The sequence below is a fragment of the Streptomyces sp. MK37H genome (assembly GCF_018035285.1).
GTDB lineage: Bacteria > Actinomycetota > Actinomycetes > Streptomycetales > Streptomycetaceae > Streptomyces > Streptomyces endocoffeicus.
Genome location: NZ_JAAAYH010000033.1, coordinates 1 through 17,954, shown reverse-complemented (window position 1 = coordinate 17,954; position 17,954 = coordinate 1). Strand labels below are relative to the sequence as shown.

At 71.2% G+C, this 17,954-nt stretch carries 19 protein-coding genes; 11 read left to right on the top strand and 8 right to left on the bottom strand.

Annotated elements, in window-relative coordinates; genetic code table 11:
- Window positions 1–76: 76 nt before the first annotated feature.
- Window positions 77–838, top strand: coding sequence for a sulfite exporter TauE/SafE family protein (locus GWI24_RS07785; RefSeq protein ID WP_210945161.1), 762 nt, complete (start codon window positions 77–79; stop codon window positions 836–838).
- A 17-nt stretch (window positions 839–855) separates the two neighbouring features.
- Here GWI24_RS07785 and bla read toward each other — a convergent pair whose 3' ends face one another.
- A complete protein-coding gene (gene bla / locus GWI24_RS07780; protein ID WP_210945160.1) occupies window positions 856–1,812 on the bottom strand; it encodes a class A beta-lactamase in 957 nt (318 codons plus the stop codon).
- Between the two features lie 172 nt (window positions 1,813–1,984).
- Here bla and GWI24_RS07775 point away from each other — a divergent pair, with 172 nt between their 5' ends.
- Window positions 1,985–2,929 (top strand): LysR family transcriptional regulator, encoded by a 945-nt coding sequence (locus GWI24_RS07775; protein ID WP_308343562.1) that lies wholly within the window; start codon window positions 1,985–1,987, stop codon window positions 2,927–2,929.
- On the top strand, window positions 2,926–3,828 hold the full coding sequence (locus GWI24_RS07770; RefSeq protein ID WP_210945159.1) for a serine hydrolase: 903 nt from the start codon (window positions 2,926–2,928) through the stop codon (window positions 3,826–3,828). The genes GWI24_RS07775 and GWI24_RS07770 overlap by 4 nt, the downstream gene beginning before the upstream one ends.
- Window positions 3,829–3,883: 55 nt before the next feature.
- Here GWI24_RS07770 and GWI24_RS07765 read toward each other — a convergent pair whose 3' ends face one another.
- The 5 genes from GWI24_RS07765 to GWI24_RS07745 form a co-directional block, all read right to left on the bottom strand.
- Entirely contained in the window at window positions 3,884–4,639 is a 756-nt protein-coding gene (locus GWI24_RS07765) for a dienelactone hydrolase family protein (protein ID WP_210945158.1), read from the bottom strand.
- 139 nt (window positions 4,640–4,778) lie between these two features.
- Window positions 4,779–5,387: a 3'-5' exonuclease gene (locus GWI24_RS07760; RefSeq protein ID WP_210945157.1), complete on the bottom strand. Its 609-nt coding sequence runs from the start codon at window positions 5,385–5,387 to the stop codon at window positions 4,779–4,781.
- Window positions 5,388–5,540: 153 nt separating this feature from the next.
- Window positions 5,541–6,311: an SDR family NAD(P)-dependent oxidoreductase gene (locus tag GWI24_RS07755; protein WP_210945156.1), complete on the bottom strand. Its 771-nt coding sequence runs from the start codon at window positions 6,309–6,311 to the stop codon at window positions 5,541–5,543.
- 128 nt (window positions 6,312–6,439) lie between these two features.
- Window positions 6,440–7,321, bottom strand: a complete 882-nt coding sequence (locus tag GWI24_RS07750) for an aldo/keto reductase (RefSeq protein WP_210945155.1) — start codon at window positions 7,319–7,321, stop codon at window positions 6,440–6,442.
- A gap of 195 nt (window positions 7,322–7,516) precedes the next feature.
- Window positions 7,517–8,380 carry a helix-turn-helix transcriptional regulator gene (locus GWI24_RS07745; RefSeq protein WP_210945154.1) on the bottom strand — a complete coding sequence of 288 codons (864 nt, stop codon included), beginning with the start codon at window positions 8,378–8,380 and terminating at the stop codon, window positions 7,517–7,519.
- 200 nt (window positions 8,381–8,580) lie between these two features.
- On the opposite strand from GWI24_RS07745, the gene GWI24_RS07740 reads away from it, so the two are divergent.
- The 3 genes from GWI24_RS07740 to GWI24_RS07730 are packed head-to-tail and all read left to right on the top strand — an operon-like array spanning window position 8,581 to window position 10,576.
- Entirely contained in the window at window positions 8,581–9,348 is a 768-nt protein-coding gene (locus GWI24_RS07740) for an SDR family oxidoreductase (RefSeq protein ID WP_210945153.1), read from the top strand.
- 45 nt (window positions 9,349–9,393) lie between these two features.
- Window positions 9,394–10,302, top strand: a complete 909-nt coding sequence (locus GWI24_RS07735; RefSeq protein WP_210945152.1) for an SDR family NAD(P)-dependent oxidoreductase — start codon at window positions 9,394–9,396, stop codon at window positions 10,300–10,302.
- A 58-nt stretch (window positions 10,303–10,360) separates the two neighbouring features.
- Window positions 10,361–10,576: a tautomerase family protein gene (locus GWI24_RS07730; RefSeq protein WP_020873857.1), complete on the top strand. Its 216-nt coding sequence runs from the start codon at window positions 10,361–10,363 to the stop codon at window positions 10,574–10,576.
- Between the two features lie 72 nt (window positions 10,577–10,648).
- On the opposite strand, the gene GWI24_RS07725 is transcribed toward GWI24_RS07730, so the two are convergent.
- Complete coding sequence (locus tag GWI24_RS07725) at window positions 10,649–11,767, bottom strand: LLM class flavin-dependent oxidoreductase (RefSeq protein WP_210945151.1); 1,119 nt, start codon at window positions 11,765–11,767, stop codon at window positions 10,649–10,651.
- Between the two features lie 82 nt (window positions 11,768–11,849).
- Window positions 11,850–13,172, bottom strand: coding sequence for a cytochrome P450 (locus GWI24_RS07720; RefSeq protein WP_210945150.1), 1,323 nt, complete (start codon window positions 13,170–13,172; stop codon window positions 11,850–11,852).
- A 450-nt stretch (window positions 13,173–13,622) separates the two neighbouring features.
- Between GWI24_RS07720 and GWI24_RS07715 the strand changes: the two genes are divergently transcribed.
- The 5 genes from GWI24_RS07715 to GWI24_RS07695 all read left to right on the top strand — a co-directional run bounded on the left by GWI24_RS07715 (window position 13,623) and on the right by GWI24_RS07695 (window position 17,930).
- Window positions 13,623–14,600 (top strand): serine protease, encoded by a 978-nt coding sequence (locus GWI24_RS07715; protein WP_210945149.1) that lies wholly within the window; start codon window positions 13,623–13,625, stop codon window positions 14,598–14,600.
- Between the two features lie 91 nt (window positions 14,601–14,691).
- The gene (locus tag GWI24_RS07710) at window positions 14,692–15,024 is read left to right on the top strand and encodes a hypothetical protein (protein WP_210945148.1); all 333 of its coding nucleotides are present in this window, start codon (window positions 14,692–14,694) and stop codon (window positions 15,022–15,024) included.
- Between the two features lie 18 nt (window positions 15,025–15,042).
- Entirely contained in the window at window positions 15,043–16,338 is a 1,296-nt protein-coding gene (locus GWI24_RS07705) for a histidine kinase (RefSeq protein WP_210945147.1), read from the top strand.
- Window positions 16,335–16,985, top strand: coding sequence for a response regulator transcription factor (locus GWI24_RS07700; RefSeq protein WP_210945146.1), 651 nt, complete (start codon window positions 16,335–16,337; stop codon window positions 16,983–16,985). Before GWI24_RS07705 ends, GWI24_RS07700 begins: the two co-directional genes overlap by 4 nt.
- A 180-nt stretch (window positions 16,986–17,165) precedes the next feature.
- Window positions 17,166–17,930: an ABC transporter ATP-binding protein gene (locus tag GWI24_RS07695; protein WP_210945145.1), complete on the top strand. Its 765-nt coding sequence runs from the start codon at window positions 17,166–17,168 to the stop codon at window positions 17,928–17,930.
- The last annotated feature ends 24 nt before the right edge of the window (window positions 17,931–17,954 follow it).

Here is a 17,954-nt window from a genome sequence, read left to right as displayed (position 1 = left end):
GCCTAAGGCAGAGCCTTGGGCCGACTACGCGGATCACGCATTGTGGGCCCACGGGCCATGGGGCGATGCTCGGCGGGTGTCCGAGACAGTGCTTGTTCTGCTGGCGGGTGTGGCCGCCGGGGCGTTGAACGCCATCGGGGGCGGGGGCACGTTCGTGGCGCTCCCCGCCCTGGTGGCGGCCGGTCTGTCCCCCGTGACGGCGAACGCGTCCTCGACCGTGGCCCTCGTCCCCGGGAGCGTGGCGAGCGCGTGGGTGTACCGGCGCGATCTCGCCCCGGTCGGGGGCACGTCCACCCGGGCCCTGACGGCGGTCAGTGTGATCGGTGGCGGGCTCGGTGCCGGTCTGCTGCTGGCGCTGCCCGCGGTGTCGTTCGACGCCGCGGTGCCCTGGCTGCTCGCCTTCGCCACGGTGGTCCTCGCCTTCGGGCGGCGCGTCTCCCGAGCCGTGAGCGAGGCGAGGGGCCATGCGGTCGGCATGAGCCCCCGGGCCGTCCTGCTCGGCCAGTTCCTCCTCGCCGTGTACGGCGGATACTTCGGCGGTGCCGTAGGCATCATGATGCTGGCCGTGTGGAGCATCGGCCTCGGCCTCGACACTTCGACCGGCAACCCGATGCGGGTCGCCCAGATCACGGCCATCTACCTCAGCGCGACCGGGCTGTTCCTCATCGCCTCGGACGCGCTGGGCGCACCGCGTCTGCTCGCCGCCATGCTGGTCGGGGCGGTGGCCGGTGGTGTGGCCGGAGCGCGGATCGCCCGCCGTCTGCCCGCGTGGCTGCTGCGGGGCGTCATTCTGACCACCGCCGTGACCATGACGGTCCTGTATTTCCTGCGCGGCTGAGGACTTGACCGACCGCGTTACGACAGCGTGTCGGCCACCACGGACGCCGCGTCCGCGATCAGCTTGTTGTCGAACGGGGTGTCCTTGTCACCGCGGTACGACATGATCGCCATGACGAGGGGAGCGCCGTCGGGCCGCCACACCACGGCGATGTCGTTGCGGGCGCCGTAGTAGCTGCCGCTTCCGGTCTTGTCGCCGACCTGCCAGCCCTTGGGCATTCCGGCCCTGATGAGCTCGTCCCCGGTGGTGTTGGTCCGCAGCCACTTCGTGAGCTGCGCGCGCTCTCCCTCGCGGAGGACATCACCGAGGACGAACGCGCGCAGATCCTTGGCCATCGCCCGCGGGGTGCTGGTGTCATGCGTCTCGCCCGGCACCCATTGGCTCAACTCCGGCTCGGGGCGCTCCATTTGGATGACGTCGTCGCCCAACTTCTCGAGGGTGGCGTCGAGGCCCTTGGGCCCGCCGAGCTGGTCGAAGAGCAGATTGGCCGCGGTGTTGTCGCTGTAGCGGACGGCGGCGTCGCACAGCGCGCCCAGGCTCATCCCGGTGTCCACGTGCTTCTCGGTCACGGGGGAGTTGTCGACCAGATCGTCCTTGGAGTACCGGATCACCCGGTCCAGCCCGCTCAGCTTGTACTTCCGCAGTACGGCACCGGCGGCCAGTGCCTTGAACGTGGAGGCGTAGGCGAACCGTTCGCCGTCGCGGTACGCCACCTCGTGTCCGGTGCCGGTGTCGATCGCGTAGACCCCCAGGTGCGCGTCGTAGGAGCGCTCCAGCTTCTTGAACTCGCCGGTGACCGCCTTCGCGTCCGCGCCGGTACCCGCCGTACTCGCCCTCTCGGCGGAGGTGGACGAGGAGCTCGACGGCGCCGACGCGTCCGGGGAATCCCCTTCGCTACAGGCCGTCAGCGGGACGAGCAGCGCGAGCGCGGCGAGCGCGCTGACAGCGGTGTGCCGGGCACGGGTGAATCGCATGGTCCGAACCTCCGGTTGGGTCCCCGTCACACGGGGCGCACATGGGATGGGATGACCGGGCCCCTCTTCCGGGGCGTGGTCATGGGCGTTGGCATCACCCTCGCCGTCGGGCGCCTATGCGGTCCAATACGCTCATGCGCTTCTTCATGCCGATCTGGCATAGAGTGCGGCTGTGGATCTGGTGGGAGTGTGCCGGGCGTTCGTCAGCGTGAGCGAGCGGGGAAGTTTCACCGTCGGGGCGGCCGCCGCCCGGATGTCGCAGTCGGTGGCCAGCCGTCGCGTGGCCGCGCTGGAGGAGCGCTTCGGGGAGCAGCTCTTCGAGCGCACCTCGCGGCGGGCCGTCCTCACCCCGTTCGGACGGGAGATGCTGCCGGTGGCCAGACAGCTCGTACAGGCGGCCGATGTGCTGCTGCACGAGGCGGAAGCGGCCAAGCGCAAGCCGTGGCGGCTCGCGGTGCCCGGCATCTGCTCCACGGCCGGTCTCGCCCACCTGGTCGCCGAGGCGCGAGGGCACGGGGTCACCCTCGATCTCCGCGTGGCGGCGCCGGCGCGGCGCCTGGAGCTCATCCACGCACAGCAGGTGCGGGCGGCACTGCTCGCGGTGCCCGAGGACGAGGCCACATGGTCCGTGCCGCTCGGGCTCGCCGGAGTCCGGGATCCCGGTGTGCGGCGGGTCTATCTCGAGACGCTGCGGGTCGGCCGGTCCGCTCGGGGCCCGGCCCGCCGGATATGGATCCAGCCGGAGGACGATGTGCCGCATATCCGCGATCCGCTCACCCGGCTGCGCGACGCGGTCGGTCTGCGGCCCGCACAGCTCGTGGCCGCCACCGATCTGACGACCGCCGCCGCCGAAGTCCTCTGCACCCGTGACCTGTTGCTGTGCTCTCCCGCGCAGGCCGAGGAACTCGCCCTGACGTGGCGGCCCATCGGTGAGATCGCGCTCAGCCGGGGGTTCGCCCTCGCCGCCGCGGCGGACGGCAATCCCCAGCACCTCGAAGGGCGCCTGGGCGGCGCCATCGCCCGCTGCCTCGGCGCGGGCACCGAGGCAGCGCGCACACAGGCGGACACCGCGGAAGCGGCCACCCGGGCAGGCACCGCGGAAGGAGCCGAGGCATGAGCACCGAGCCACTGCTGAGCGAGCTGCGCGGGCAGTTGCGCGACGGCGGCCTGCACGGCTGTCTGCTCGTACGGGACCTCCACACGGGGGACGAGGTGGGGATCGACCCGGACACCCAGCTGCCCTCCGCCTCCCTGGTCAAGGTCCCGCTCGCACTTGCGACGCTGGAGCGCGTTCGGCGTGGCGAACTCGACGGAGCCACGATGCTCGATGTGCCACCCGGGCGGATCACCACGCCCGGCCCCACCGGGCTGAGCCGGTTCCGCCACCCCGTCCGGATCGCGGTCGACGATCTGCTCTATCTGAGCACCTGTGTGAGCGATGGAACGGCGGCCGACGCGCTGTTCGACCTCACCCCGCCCGCCCAGGTGGCCGAGATCCTCCATGAGCTCGGGCTGCGTGGCATCACCGTCCGGCACGGTATGCGCGAACTGAGCGAAACCCCCGTGGAGCGCTTCGAGGCCGCACAGGTGCATCTCGCCCATGCCCTCGCCATCGACGCCGGCACCAGCGGCCGCGGCCATCGGGTGCCGCAACTCGACACCACCCGCGCCAACACCGGCAGCGCACGCGCCTGGGTGGAACTGCTCCAGGCACTGTGGACGCCGTCGAGAATCCACCCCGAAGTGGCGCTGCGCGTACGCGACCTCATGGCCCACAACGTGCTGCGGCACCGGCTCGCCCCGGACTTCAGCTCCGACGCCACCACCTGGTCCTCCAAGACCGGCACCCTCCTCAACCTTCGCCATGAGATCGGGATCGTCGAGCACTCCGACGGCCAGGTGTTCGCCGTCGCCGCGCTCACCGAGTCGCTGGTGCCCGCCAATTTCCAGCCCGGCGCCGAGGCCCTGATGGCGCAGGTGGCCCGCACTCTGCGGGACCACCTCCGGCAGCTCTAGGCCGGAGGTGGTGACCAGCCCCCGGCGGCCGGTCACCAGCCATGGCCGGCCATGGTCAGAGAGTGCGGCCGAAGAGGTCGAGCAGCGCCTCCCAGTGGCGTTCGGCCGCCTCGGCGTTGTAGGCGGAGGTGTCGGCCTGGGTGTAGCCGTGCTGAGCGCCCGTGTAGACCTCGGTGCGGTGGAGGACACCGGCCTCGTTGAGGGCCTTGTCCAGGCGCTCGATCTGTTCGGGGGGCAGGGCGTGATCCTGGTCCGCGTGTCCGAAGTACAGCTCGGCGGTGACCTGCCCGGCCACCGTGTGCGGGCTGTCCGGCGCCTCCGTGGCCAAGTGGGCACCGTGGAAACCGGCTGCCGCGGCGACACGACCGGGGTGCGTTCCGGCGGTCCGCAGGGCCAGCCCGGCGCCCAGGCAGTAGCCGGTGAGGCCCACGGGCCCGTCGGTGGCCTGCGCGCAGGAGGCCAGCCAGTCGAGATAGGCACCGGCGTCGCGCATGGCACGCTCGGGAGTGAGCTCCCGCGCGATCGGGGCGATGTGCTCGAAGATCGCCGGACGCGCCGCCGGGTCGAGGAAGTCGGGCAGCTCCACTACGGGAGCGCGCCCGTGGCGGTAGAACACGTTGGGCACCAGCACGGTGTAACCGGCTCCGGCCAGACGGTCGGCCATCCCGCGCAGATGTGGCCGGAGGCCGAACGCGTCCATGTAGAACAGAACGGCCGGGTGGCGGTCGGAGTCGTCGGGGTGGGCCAGATAGGCATCGGCGATGCCGTCCTGGGTGGGGATGTCCACGGCTGTTCCGCGCACTGCGGTCATGTGGGGGTTCCTTTCCTCGATGCGTACCGGACGGCGCGCGAGCACCGCCGAGCAAGATCTCCGGCCTCTCCGGCCCATCGTGCCACTCGCTGTCAGCGCGTCAGCCGCCACGCTCGCCGATGGCCGATTCGCTCCATCCCTAGAGGCATCCCTCGGGCAGGGCGGCCCCACCGGCGCGGACGTGTCCGATCGCCGCGGCGATCGAATAGCAGTCGAAGAGCGCCGAATGCTCCTTGCCGGCCGCGGGTTTGGGCAGGCCGAGCGCTTCCCACAGCCGACCGGAATTGGTCGAGGCCGTTGTCGGCGCGATGGTGTTCAGCCACGGCCGGATGTTCAGGAAGGGGGTGGTAAGAAAGCCGTTCTTGACCTCCTCGCCGCGGGCCCGGGCCCACCCCACGTTCTCCCCGAGGACGACCATGTCATTGCCGTAGGAGAGGACGGACTGCCCCCGGCAGAACGCCAGGAAGTCGCCGATCGCCTCGGCGGGTGCCACTCCCTCGCGGTCCACGGTCCGCTGGTCGATACCCGTGAGGCCGGTGAAGAACGGGGACAGCCGAGGATTGGCCACCGGTCTGACCAGCGCTTCGTATTCCTCGACAACGGAGTAGGCGTCAGCGGAAGAGTCGGTGCTGATGCGCAGCGCGCCGATCTGGACGATTTCGCGAAGCTGCCCCGGTTCCGACCAGTCCTGCTCAAGCGCTCCCGGCCATGTGGTGAACTCAAGGTCGAACACGACAAACGTCGACAAACGGTCTCTCCTCGATGTGCGGTGGGGGCGAATGAACCGTACGGGTCGCTGCGCAGGAGGCTACTCCTCCGCGCATGGCCATAGGGCGTCGTAGGAGGCCGTAGGACGACCTGGCCCGCCGTAAGACGCCGTAAGACGGTCCCGGGGGAGCCCTCAGTCGCGCAGGCTCATGCCGCCACAGACCGACCACACCTGGCCGTTGACCCACTCGGCGTCGTCCGAGAGAAGAAACGCCACGGTGCCCGCCACGTCCGCGGGCTCGCCCAGCCGCGGACTGCGGGCGACCTTCAGCGCCATGGCCTGCAGCCGCTGGTCGTCCCGCTGCTTCTGGGTGTCGCCCATGACCAGCCCGGGTGCCACGGCGTTGCAGCGGATGCCCTCCTTGCCCCAGCGGGAGGCGATATGGCGGGTCAGTGCGTTGATCCCGGCCTTGGATGCGGCATACGCGGGACGCCGGGGCTCCCCTCCCCAGGCAGCGCCGGAGGAGGTGTTCACGATCACGCCGCCGCCCTGGGCCAGCAGCCGCGGGATGACCGCCCGGCAGGTGAGGGCGTAGCCCAGCAGATTCACCTCATGGGTGCGCCGCCACACGGCCGGGTCCATCTCGAGCAGATCGGTGTCCCGGCCCAGGTGCTCGTCCGAGAGGTCGGCGCCGACGTTGTACAGCCCGTCGATCCCGCCGAGTTCGGCGGCGGCCCGGTCGATCAGCGCGCCGATCGATTCCTCGTCGGCGAGGTCGAACGGGACGGCGACCGCGGTGCCGCCGGCCTCGGCGACGCGCTGGGCGGTGGCCTTCGCGCCCGTGAGGTCGATGTCGCCGACGACGACGGAGGCACCTTCCCCGGCGAGCCGCTCGGCGGTGGCGGCGCCGATACCGGTGGCGCCACCCGCGATGACGATCCTCTTGCCCTGAAGTCCCCTCATGCCTCTCTCCCACCGACAGAGGTCTGGAACCGACAAAAGCACGCGTCATCATTCCACGATGAAGCTCGGTAGTCTCCTGCCCGGACGACCGTGTGCGGGGCGGCCGGTGGCCGCCCCGCGCCGGTGGCTCAGGAGAATGTGTCGAGCGTGACCCGGTCGGGGTCGGGTCCGCCGCGCGCTCCGGTGTCGAGCGCGTCGATGGCGGCCACCTCGTGGGGGGTCAGGGAGAAGTCGAAGATGTCGATGTTCTCCGCGATGCGGTGGGGTTTGACGGACTTCGGGATCGCGCACAGGTCGTGCTCGACCTGCCAGCGCAGGATGATCTGGGCCGGGCTCTTGCCGTACTTCTCGGCGAGGCCGGTGATGGTGGGTTCCTGGAGCGGGTCCCTGACCTTGTCCGCGCCCTCGCCCCCGTAGCGGTTCACCCCGCCGATGGGCGACCAGGACTGGGTGAGGATGCCATGGCGGACGTCGAACGCGCGCAGCTCGGGCTGGCTGAAGTTCGGGTGCAGCTCGACCTGGTTCACCGCGGGCACGACGTCAGTGCGCGCCATGAGATCGGTCAGGTGTCCGGGGCTGTGGTTGCATACGCCGATGGCCCGCACCCGGCCGTCGGCCAGCAGCTTCTCGGCCGCCTTGTACGAGGCCGCCGTGGTGTCGTAAGCGGACGGGACCGGCCAGTGCAGCAGATACAGGTCGAGGTGGTCGAGGCCCAGCTTGGTGAGGCTGGTGTCGAAGGCCCGGAGGGTGGAGTCGTAGCCGTAGTCGGTCAGCCACAGCTTGGTGATGACGAAGATGTCCTCGCGGCCGATGCCCGAGCGGGCGATGCCCTCGCCGACCTCCTTCTCGTTGCCGTAGGCGGCCGCGGTGTCGATCAGGCGGTAGCCGTTCCCGATCGCGGTCGTCACCGCGGAGACGGTCTCTTCGGGCGGGCTCTGGTAGACACCGAGGCCGAGGGCGGGCATCCGCACGCCGTTGTTCAGGGTCAGAAGCGGGGCTGGTCCGTTCATACGGGGTCCTTGGGTGAGTCGGAGACCGGCGGGCCCCTGCCGGTGCCGTGACCCCGGCACCGGGCGGAGCCCGCTCGTACTGCGACAGGGGTTCCCAATGACGGGCCGCTCGCATGCTCCGCACCCCCGAACGTCACCACGTTGGCGCGATCAGGGAGCCGTGCCCGGCCTCCGAGGCCGCCACACCGCGGGGGATCACGGTGACGCGCTGTGCTCGCCGGCCGTCATGTCCTGCGTGCCGATCACCGAGAGAAGCTCCAGCTGGGCGGCGCCCTCGGTGCCGGGCGGGGCGCTGAACCACAGCAGCCGCTGGTGGCCGTCCTCGCTGAACAGGGAGTGGCAGTCCAGCTCGATGACGCCCAGCGAGGGGTGGACGATGCGCTTGTGGTCGGTCCGCCGGAGAGCCACGTCATGGGTGTCCCAGAGGGCGGCGAACTCCTCGCTGCGGCGGCGGAGCGCGGCCACCATCCGCCGTACCTCGGAGTCGCCGCCGCGCCGGGCGGCGACGGCCTGGAGATCGGCTACGAAGACCCGGGAGTGGTGGGGGTGGTCCTCGGGCGGGTAGAGCCCACGGGCGTCCGGATCGGTGAACCAGCGGTAGACGAGGCTCGCCGCGGGGCCGCGCACCGCCGGGGGACGGCCGACCAGCGCCGCGGCCAGCTCGTTCTGTACGAGCGTCTGGTGCAGATCGGTGATGACCTGGGCGGGGGTGGTCGTGAGCCGGTCCAGCAGACCGAGCAGGGCCGGCTGGACCTGTGCGGCCGGGCCGTGCGTCGCCGGTGGGACGGGACGGTCGGCGAGGTGGAACAGATGGTCGCGCTCGTCGCCGTTCAGCCGCAGCGCCCGGGCGAGCGCCGCCAGCACCTGGGCGGAGGGCTGGGCGCCGCGCCCGCGCTCCAGCTCGGTGTAGTAGTCCGCGGACAGCCCGGCCAGCTGGGCGACCTCCTCGCGCCGCAGGCCGGGCACCCGGCGCCGCGGACCGGCGGGCAGACCGACGTCGGCCGGGCGGATGCGGTCGCGCCGGGACTTCAGGAAGGCGGCGAATTCGGAGTGGTTCACGCCCTCCATGGTCGCTTGTGCCGGTGAGCTGAGCCAGGGGCTGACAACCCCTGGGTGGAGAGAACCGTGGCTGGCCCGGCCATCCCGGCCCAAGCTGGGAACACCGAAGGGGCACGGCGGCGAACGACGCCGGCGCCCCGGGGGCCACGGCCCGTACGCCGTGGCATCCGCCCGCCAGTACATGTCCTCCAGGAGTCTCCATGTCGCCCCAGGAAACCGCGCCTCAGCACCCCACCGACCGGCCCCGCGTCGCCATCGTCACCGGAGGCTCCCGCGGTATCGGCCACGAGGCGGTGAAGCGGCTGGCCGCCGACGGATACGCCGTCGTGATCGGCTACGCGGGCCATCGCGAACCGGCCGAGGCCGCCGCCAAGGACATCACCGCCGCCGGTGGCCGGGCCGTCGCCGTCCAGGCCGACGTCGCCGACGAACAGCAGGTGGCCGCGCTCTTCGACACCGCGGAGTCCGAGTTCGGCGGTGTCGACGTCGTCGTCCACGCGGCCGGCCGGATGTACCTGGCGCCCATCGCCGAGCTGGACCTCGCCGAGCTGGACACGCTGCACCGCACCAACATCCGCGGCACCTTCGTCGTCGCCCAGCAGGCCGCCCGCAGGATCCGCGGCGGCGGGGCACTCATCACCTTCTCCACGTCCATCGTGGGCCTGGCCCTCCCCGCCTACGGCGCCTACAGCGCCAGCAAGGGAGCGGTCGAGGCGCTCACCATGATCCTGGCGCGCGAGCTGCGCGGGCGGGACGTCACCGTCAACACCGTGGCCCCCGGCCCCACCGCCACCGACCTGTTCCTCGACGGCAAGGACGAGGAGACCATCGCCCGGATGGCGGCCCAGCCCCCGCTGGAGCGCCTGGGCACCCCCGCCGACATCGCCGAGGTCGTGGCCTTCCTCGCCTCCCCGGCCGGCCACTGGGTCAACGGTCAGCGCGTCCGCGCCAACGGCGGCATCATCTGACCGCCACCGCGCGACCTTCCCCCTCCTCTCGCCCATAAGGACCCCATGCCCTCCGACACACCCACGACCATCCTGGTCACCGGGGCCTCCAGCGGCTTCGGGGCGCTGACCGCACGCGCTCTGGCCCGCGCCGGCCACACCGTCTACGCCGGGATCCGGCAGCCGGCCACCCGCAACGCCTCCGCGGTGGCCGAGCTGACCCGCTACGCCACCGACCACGACGCCGACCTGCGTGCCGTGGAGCTCGACGTCACCTCGCAGGACTCCGCCGACGCCGCCGTCGCCCGCATCCTGGCCGACCGGAACCGGCTGGACGTGATCGTCCACAACGCCGGACACATGGCCACCGGCCCGGCGGAGGCCTTCATCCCCGAGCAACTGGCCCAGCTGTACGACGTCAACGTCCTGGGCACCCAGCGCGTCAACCGCGCCGCGCTGCCGCATCTGCGGGCCCAGGGCGAGGGGCTGCTGGTGTGGATCGGCAGCTCCAGCACCCGCGGCGGCTGCCCGCCCTTCATCGGGCCCTACTTCGCCGCGAAGGCCGCCATGGACGCCCTGGCCGTCAGCTACGCCGCCGAGGTGGTCCGCTTCGGCATCGACACCGCGATCGTCGTCCCCGGCGCCTTCACCTCCGGCACCAACCACTTCCGCCACGCGGGCGCGCCCGCCGACCCCGACCGCGCCACCGCCTACGACGAGCGCTACGGCACCCTGCTGGCCGAGCTCGACCAGCGGCTGGCCGCGCTGATCCCGCCGGACGCGGACGCCGCGCACGTCGCCGACGCCGTCGTACGCCTGGTGGCCCTGCCGGCCGGCACCCGGCCGCTGCGCACCCACATAGACCCCAGCCGCGACGGCAGCGAAGTCGTCTCCGCGGTCGCCGACCGCGTCCGCGCCGAGTTCTTCCGCCGGGCCGGGCTGGACGATCTGCTCACCACGGGCAGCTCACTGTAATCACACCCGAATCGCACCCTCGAACACACCGAAGTCCCACGTACGAAAGAGAACGACCATGCCCTTCGCGAACTTCAAGGTCCCTGCCGGATCCCTCGACGAGAAGCAGAAGGAGGAGATCGTCACCCGTGCCACCGAGCTGTACGTCGAGATCTACGGTGAGCGCGCCCGCGCCACCACCCTGGTCCTGGTCGAGGAGGTCACCGACGGCGGCTGGGGCATCGGCGGCAATGTCCTGACCCTCGCCATGCTCCAGCAGCCACCCGGCAACTGACACCACCGGACCCAGGGCCCCGGCGTCCTCTTCTCTTCCGGGGAACGCCGGATCTCCCCGGGGGACGCCGGGCTACTCGGGCCGGACCTCCTGGAGACCGGTGCCGACCCGCGCGGCCTCGGCGTCGCGCTGGGCGACGAGGGAAGCGTGAGTGGGGGCGTCGGGCACGCCGGCGGGGCGGTCCTTGGCGAACTCGGTGCGCAGGACCCGCACGACCTCGCCGAGGTGGTCCAGCTGCTCCAGGACGGTCTTCAGCGGCAGCCCGGCATGGTCCATGAGGAACAGCTGGCGCTGGTAGTCGCCGAAGGTGTCACGGAAGGCCAGGGTCTTCTCGATGACCTCCTGCGGGCTGCCGACGGTCAGCGGGGTGTCGCGGGTGAACTCCTCAAGGGACGGGCCGTGGCCGTAGACCGGCGCGTTGTCGAAGTACGGCCGGAACTCACGTACGGCGTCCTGGGAGTTGGGCCGGATGAACACCTGGCCACCGAGCCCGACGACCGCCTGCTCGGGCGTGCCGTGGCCGTAGTGGGCGTAGCGCCGCCGGTAGAGGTCGATCAGCCGCTGGAAGTGCTCCTTGGGCCAGAAGATGTTGTTGGCGAAGAAGCCGTCGCCGTAGTAGGCGGCCTGTTCGGCGATCTCCGGCGAGCGGATCGAGCCGTGCCAGACGAACGGCGGCACCCCGTCCAGGGGCCGCGGCGTGGAGGTGAAGCCCTGCAGCGGGGTGCGGAACCGCCCCTCCCAGTCCACCACGTCCTCTCGCCACAGCCGGTGCAGCAGGGCGTAGTTCTCGATGGCGAGCGGAATGCCCTGGCGGATGTCCTGCCCGAACCACGGATAGACCGGACCGGTGTTTCCGCGCCCCATCATCAGATCGACCCGGCCGTCCGCCAGGTGCTGGAGCATGGCGAAGTCCTCGGCGATCTTCACCGGGTCGTTGGTGGTGATCAGCGTGGTGGAGGTCGAGAGGATCAGCCGCTCGGTGCGGGCAGCGACATACCCGAGCATCGTGGTGGGGGAGGACGGCACGAACGGCGGGTTGTGGTGCTCGCCGGTCGCGAAGACGTCGAGACCCACCTCCTCCGCCTTCAGCGCGATCCTGACCATGGCCTTGATCCGCTCGTGCTCGCTCGGCGTCGTGCCCCTGGTCGGGTCCTCCGTCACATCCCCGACCGTGAAGATCCCGAACTGCACCGGACTCATCCTCCTCCGAAGTAGTTGATTGTTGAACTATGTCAACGGAGGGCCTCCGGTGTCTATTCCGCTTCTTCGTGTGCTAGCCCGCGGTGACCGGGGTGGGGCTGAACGTGACGGGCAGCGACTCCAGGCAGCGGTACCAGAACGAGTCCACCCATCTCAGCTCGTCGGGCGCGACCGCCAGTGTCAGGTCCGGAACCCGGTCCAGCAGCACCTCGATCGCCGTCTCCGCGATGATCCTAGCCGTCTCGGGGCCGCCTGCCGGGCAGCCGTAGTCGCCGCCGCTGAAGGCGACATGGGAGTGGTTCCCGGCGTGGCCGACGGGGATGTCGGGCCACAGCAGCGGATCGGCGTTGGCGGCGGCCAGGCCGAGGACGACGAGGTCGCCGGCGTGGATGCGCCGGCCGCCGAGGTCGGTGTCGCGGGTGGCGTACCGCCCGATGAGGTTCTGCAGCGGGGAGTCCGCCCACAGCACCTCGTTCATGGCCTCGCCGATGCTGCGGCGGTTGCCCGAGAGGGTCATGGCGAAGCGCTCGTCGGTAAGCATCAGCCGCAGGGTGTTGCCGATCCAGTACGAGGTCAGCGGCAGCGCCGCCGCCATCAGCACCATGACGTCCGCGGTGTGCTGCTCCTCGGTGAGGTCCGGGGTGTTCAGGATGAACCGCGAGGTGAGGTCGGGGCCCGGTTCCTCGCGCTTGGCCCGCACCAGCTCCGTCACATACGCGGCGACCCGCTGCTGACCGGCGATGGCCTCCTCGTTGGAGAGGAACGACATGGTCAGCCCCGCCGCCAGGGCCTCCAGCCCGGCCTCGTCCTCGGCCAGGCCGAACAGCTCGGCCGTGGCGAGGGTGGGCACCGAGTAGATGTAGTCGTACACCAGATCCGCCCTGCCGCTCGCGGCGAACTTGTCGATCAGCTGATCGGCGAGCCGCTCGCAGTGGCCACGCAGCACGAAGGGATCGATCGTGGCGAGGGCCTCGCTGGCCGCCGTCGCGCGCCGCTGGTGCTCCTCGCCCTCCGTGAAGGTCATCATCGGGCTGTACGCCACCCACGGCATCAGCGGCCAGTCCGGCGGCACGCTGTCCCAGCCGTTCCAGCGGCGCGGGTCCCGGCCGAACGTCTCGGTGTCGGACAGCACTTGACGGGTCTCGCGGTAGCCGAGGACGAACCAGGCGTCGATGTCGCCTTCGAGCAGGACCGGGGCGACCGGTCCGCTGTCCTGCCGTATCCGCTGGTAGGTCTCGTCCGGCCGACGCCGGAAGTCCGGCCCGTACAGCCGCGCGGCGTGGGCGGGGCAGCCCGGGGGCGGCGCGTCAGGCGCGTCAGGCGCGTCCGGCGCGTGCGGCGGCGCCGGTGTGTCCTGGCTGTCCTGGGCGTCCTGGTCGTCCTGGAGGTTCGTCACCAATGGTCTTCCTCGGAGCGGCGGGCCTACGGGGCTGCCGGGAGGCTAACAGCATTCGCTGCGGCAGGCGGGCCCATCGCGTAGTGCGGGGCTCCGGTGAATGCGTGAATACTTCCGTGAATTCGACAAGAGAAATGCGAATGCGGGTTCCGGACACTGTCGGGTATCGGGTGGCCGTCGCCGAGTGGGAGAAGGCGGCCGTTGACGCGCGTTGACGCGTCGGAATTCCTCGTTCAATGCGGCACACGACCCATTCCGCTTTTACCGAAAAGGGCAGTCCAGCGGTCGCGAGGCGATTCTCCGTACTGGGCCGGGGGCGTCATGCCTGGCCGGATACCGTTCTGACCACCTGCGGGATCTTGGCGTGCGCACTTCATCACGCGATACGGTGCGCCCGGGATTTCACCGGGGGCATCCGCTCCCCGTCCCGTTCAAAAACTGGGGGGACTGGTGCAGATACGCAAGGTCGTTTTAGCGGCGAGCGGAGTGGTTTTCGCGTTCGCCCTGACGATTCCGGCGGCCGCGTCCGCCGATTCGCACGGCACCGTCACACGCAGCGTGGACACCGCGGTGTCCACGCACAAGAGCGCCGCGTCCCGCTCATCCGCGGAGTCCGCCGAGACATACTGGACCCCGCAGCGTATGCGCAGAGCCGTCGAGGCCGACACGCCCACCGACGCCAAGGCGTCGCGGAAGGCGGCCATCGACGCGGCGGCCGAACCCGCTCAGCTCGCGAAACCGCAGAAGGCCAGCTCGAAGAAGGCCCGCGGGGTGCGGATCGCCACCTCGATCGTGCAGGGCAAGGTCTTCTTCCACAACCCGACCAACGGCGGCGACTACGCCTGCTCCGCCGCCGCGGTCAACAATCCCACGAAGAACATGGTGTTCACCGCGGGGCACTGCGTCCACGGTGGCGCCGGTGGCACCTGGGCCACCAACTGGGTGTTCGTACCCGCGTACTACAACGGCTCGCGGCCGTACGGAACCTGGTCCGCCAAGACGCTGACCACGTTCAACGGCTGGATCAACAACAGCGACCTGAACTACGACATCGGCGTGGTCAACGTCTGGGACAACGGCGCCGGCAAGCTGGTCAACACCGTCGGCGGCATGGGGCTCGGCTACAACTACGGGTACTCCAACACCGTGACCGTCTGGGGCTATCCGGCCGCCTTCGGCTACGACGGCGAGCTGCCCTACGTGTGCCAGAACATCCCCACGTGGCAGGACGGCTCCCGGGTGCAGAACGGGTGCACCATGGTCGAGGGCGCCAGCGGCGGCCCCTGGCTGCGGGACTACAACGAGACCACGGGCCTGGGGACCGAGATCGGCGTCACCAGCACCCGGACCGATCCGCCCGCCTACATCGACAGTGCCTACTTCGACAACAAGATCCAGACGATCTACAACAACACCGCCAACGGCTGAGCACCACACACACCGCACCCGGCCGGGGCCCCGCACTCAGGGGGTCCCGGCCTCCGGCATCCGTAGCGCCCCACCATCGGGAGAGAACGTCATGCGCCCGCTCACCGCAGTGCTCATCACCGCGGCGGTCGTGGGAACCGCCATCGTCGCGGTCCTCGCCGTCGCCGCCCGGGGCGACGACACCGGCGATCCCCCCGCCCCGGACACGCCACGGACCCACCGGGCGGATCCGCCGGACCCCTCGTACTGGACACCGGAGCGAGTGCGCGACGCACGGCCCGCGCCCATGCCCACCGACCCGGGCCAGAGCCCGGGCGTGGGACCGGACACGGGCCCGGACACGGACACGGGCCCGGACACGGACACGGGCCCGGACACGGACACGGGCCCGGGCGCGGGAGGCGGGCGGCAATCGCCGCCGTAGGTGCGTAGGGTGGCGCGGGTGCGAATAGCTGTGTCCTCCGGTCGGCGCGCCGGTTATCGACGTTGGCCGGGGCGGATCGTGATTGCCGCGCTGGCGCTGTGGTTCCTCTTCTCCGTCTACCAGGACGTGCGGGAACGGCTCGTCCTCGACCCGGACCTCGACACGGAGGCGTTCGCCGGGGACTGGGTGCCGATCGGTTCCGGAGCCCTGGCCGGGGCGATGGCCGTGCTTGCCGTCGTGCGCGATGTCCGGTGGGTCCCGAGGGCCGCGCTGGTGGCCTGTGCCGGTACCTTCGCGGCCACGGTGGCCTACCACTTGATGCCGGTGAACATGGTGACCAGCGAGTCCAGCGGCACCGAACTCATGGGCCTGCTGTTCCTCCTCGCCGTGGCGGTGCGCCGCTGCACGCCCTGGTGGGCCCTGGTGTCTGTGGCGGCGATGAGCGTCAGCGTGTTCTCCATCCCGCTCCTGCGGGACTCCGATCCCGGTGACTTCTCCGACAACACCGCGCTGTTGCTGGCGCTGGCCTTCGTCTGCGGGCTGGTGCTCCGTCTCTACGACGTCCAGCAGGAGCGCACCGGACAGCTGGTGCGGCAGGAGGAACGGCTCGCGCTGGCCCGGGACCTGCATGACACCGTGGCCCACCAGGTGACCGCGATCGTGGTGCAGCTGCAGGCCGTGCGCCATGTCACCGGGCGGGGCACCCCCGACCCGCGGGCGCTGAACGAGATGCTCGAGGCCGTCGAGCACGCGGGCGGCGAGGCGCTGACATCGATGCGGCGCCTGGTGGGCTCGATGCGCGGTGACGAGACCCCGCGGCACCCGGAGAACCTCGGCGAGGTCCTGACCCGCATCGTGGACGAGGCGCGGGGGACGGGGCTGCCGGTCCGGCTGGACCTCGGGCGGGATCTGCCGGAGGACGTACCGGCCGAGGTCACCGGCGGGCTGAGCCGCGTCCTTCAGGAGGCCCTGACCAACGCTCAGCGCTATGCGCGCGGAGTGCGGTCGGTGGATGTGTCCGCCCGGGTGGCGGCACGCCATGCCGAACTGGTCGTGGAGGACGACGGACACGGCTCCCCGTCCGGAAACCGCGGCAGCCTCGGCCGGCTCGGCGGCGGCTTCGGCATCATGGGCATGCGGGAGCGGATCGAGCTGCTCGGCGGCGCCTTCGAGGCGGGCCACCGCGCCGAGGGCGGATGGCGGGTCCGCGCCTCCGTACCGCTGCGCCCCGACGAGGCCGCGCGCACCTCGCGGACACGCGGGCGGCACGCCGTACGAACCGGGTTGCGGCTACGGGAGGGCAGGACGGCATGACCATACGCATCCTGGTCGCGGACGACCAGCATCTGGTGCGGGCCGGGTTCCGCATGGTGCTGTCGGCCGAGTCCGACATGGAGGTGGTGGCCGAGGCCGCCGACGGGGCCTCGGCCCTGTCGCTGGCCCGCGAGACCCAGCCGGATGTGTGCCTCGTGGACATCCGGATGCCCCCGCCCGACGGTCTGGAGGTCACCCGCCGACTGGCCGGCGGCGGTCGGCCCGGCGCACCGAAGGTGGTCGTGGTCACCACCTTCGACCTCGATGAGTATGTGTACACGGCGCTGTCGAACGGGGCGTCCGGCTTCCTCCTGAAGGACGCCGGTCCGGCGCTGCTGACCGAGGCCGTGCGGGCGGCCGTCCGCGGGGACGCGATGGTCGCCCCGCAGATCACCCTCCGGCTGCTCCAGCACTTCGCCAAGAGCCGGCGGCGCGCCGCACATGAGCCGGCCGAGCCGCTGACCGACCGCGAGGAGGAGGTCATCCAGGGCATCGCCCGCGGGCTGACCAACCCGGAGATCGCCGCCGAGCTGTACATCGCGCCCAGCACGGTCAAGACCCATCTGGGCTCGGTCCAGGCGAAGCTGGGGCTGCGCAACAGGGTCGAGATCGCGGCCTGGGCCTTCCGCACGGGGCGCGCGGAGTAGCGGTCCGGCGGGCGTGCCGAGCGGTGGTTCCGCGGCGATCTCCCCCGATCGGGGGATGCGGCTCCGGATGGTCGGGGGATCCGCGCGGGGGTGGCCGGGCGGGAGGCTCGAGGACGTCGCCATCAGCGGCGACGCCCTCCGCCACGAGGGCCATCCACCGAGCGCTCACCGAGGATCGGCATGCACGCACACCAGCCCCCTTCCGCCCCGGAGTCCTACGCGGCCCACGCCACCGACCTGACGAAGGTGTACGGCACGGGGGACACCCGTGTGGTGGCCCTCGACGCGGTCACGGTCGGCTTCGGCAAGGGGCGGTTCACCGCGATCATGGGTCCGTCCGGGTCGGGGAAGTCCACCCTGATGCACTGCGTGGCCGGGCTCGACTCGCCGTCCTTCGGCTCGGTCCGCCTCGGTGACACGGAGATCGCCTCGCTGAACAACCGTCAGCTCACCCGGCTGCGCCGCGACCGCATCGGCTTCGTCTTCCAGGCGTTCAACCTGCTGCCCACCCTGAGCGCCCTGGAGAACATCACCCTTCCCATGGACATCGCGGGCCGCAAACCGGAGCGGGCCTGGCTGGAGAGCATCATCCGGACCGTCGGCCTGGCCGACCGGCTCGGCCACCGGCCCGCCCAGCTCTCCGGCGGCCAGCAGCAGCGTGTCGCCGTCGCCCGCGCGCTGGCCGGGCGGCCCGACATCGTCTTCGCCGACGAGCCCACCGGCAACCTCGACTCCCGCAGCGGCGCCGAGATCCTCGAGTTCCTGCGCGGCTCCGCGAGCGCGCTGGGCCAGACCGTCGTGATGGTCACCCACGACCCCGTCGCCGCCTCCTACGCGGACCGCGTGGTCTTCCTCGCCGACGGCCGCATCGTCGACGAACTCCACGCGCCGACGGCCGAGGCCGTCCTGGAGCGCATGGGCCGCCTGACCCCGGCGCACGCCTGACGACTACGCACGCCCGACGACCGC

What these genes read in the sequence shown, in the direction of transcription:
- GWI24_RS07700 (WP_210945146.1), top strand. Translation starts at nt 16,335, where the DNA reads ATGACCATACGCATCCTGGTCGCGGACGACCAGCATCTGGTGCGGGCC.
- GWI24_RS07755 (WP_210945156.1), bottom strand. Translation starts at nt 6,311, where the DNA reads ATGAGGGGACTTCAGGGCAAGAGGATCGTCATCGCGGGTGGCGCCACC.
- GWI24_RS07695 (WP_210945145.1), top strand. Translation starts at nt 17,166, where the DNA reads ATGCACGCACACCAGCCCCCTTCCGCCCCGGAGTCCTACGCGGCCCAC.
- GWI24_RS07750 (WP_210945155.1), bottom strand. Translation starts at nt 7,321, where the DNA reads ATGAACGGACCAGCCCCGCTTCTGACCCTGAACAACGGCGTGCGGATG.
- GWI24_RS07730 (WP_020873857.1), top strand. Translation starts at nt 10,361, where the DNA reads ATGCCCTTCGCGAACTTCAAGGTCCCTGCCGGATCCCTCGACGAGAAG.
- GWI24_RS07740 (WP_210945153.1), top strand. Translation starts at nt 8,581, where the DNA reads ATGTCGCCCCAGGAAACCGCGCCTCAGCACCCCACCGACCGGCCCCGC.
- bla (WP_210945160.1), bottom strand. Translation starts at nt 1,812, where the DNA reads ATGCGATTCACCCGTGCCCGGCACACCGCTGTCAGCGCGCTCGCCGCG.
- GWI24_RS07710 (WP_210945148.1), top strand. Translation starts at nt 14,692, where the DNA reads ATGCGCCCGCTCACCGCAGTGCTCATCACCGCGGCGGTCGTGGGAACC.
- GWI24_RS07765 (WP_210945158.1), bottom strand. Translation starts at nt 4,639, where the DNA reads ATGACCGCAGTGCGCGGAACAGCCGTGGACATCCCCACCCAGGACGGC.
- GWI24_RS07735 (WP_210945152.1), top strand. Translation starts at nt 9,394, where the DNA reads ATGCCCTCCGACACACCCACGACCATCCTGGTCACCGGGGCCTCCAGC.
- GWI24_RS07770 (WP_210945159.1), top strand. Translation starts at nt 2,926, where the DNA reads ATGAGCACCGAGCCACTGCTGAGCGAGCTGCGCGGGCAGTTGCGCGAC.